Source organism: Tritonibacter sp. SIMBA_163, from assembly GCF_046535935.1.
GTDB classification, from domain to species: domain Bacteria; phylum Pseudomonadota; class Alphaproteobacteria; order Rhodobacterales; family Rhodobacteraceae; genus Epibacterium; species Epibacterium scottomollicae.
Genome location: NZ_JAWJBP010000396.1, coordinates 1 through 275, shown reverse-complemented (window position 1 = coordinate 275; position 275 = coordinate 1). Strand labels below are relative to the sequence as shown.

Genomic DNA, 275 nt, shown 5'->3' with positions numbered 1-275 from the left:
CATGATCCCCTTTTGCCGGCGGATCGCGGAGGGACGGGCGGTGCTGCGGGCGATGGCCGACCACGGGCTTGCTCAGGGCGAAGACGGCCTGGAAGTCTACGTCATGGCCGAAATCCCGAACAACGTCATCCAAGTGGATGAGTTCGCGGAGCTCTTCGATGGATTCTCGTTCGGCTCTAACGACCTGACGCAGCTGATCCTCGGCGTCGATCGGGATTCCGAGATCGTCGCCTTCGATTTCGACGAGCGCGATCCAGGCGTCCTGGAAGTCCTCC

General features: G+C 62.2%; 1 protein-coding gene. It reads left to right on the top strand.

The window, feature by feature from the left end; all coding sequences use genetic code 11:
* A partial coding sequence (locus tag R0J92_RS22875) for a putative PEP-binding protein (protein ID WP_411053351.1) occupies positions 1–275 on the top strand: 275 nt, incomplete at both ends.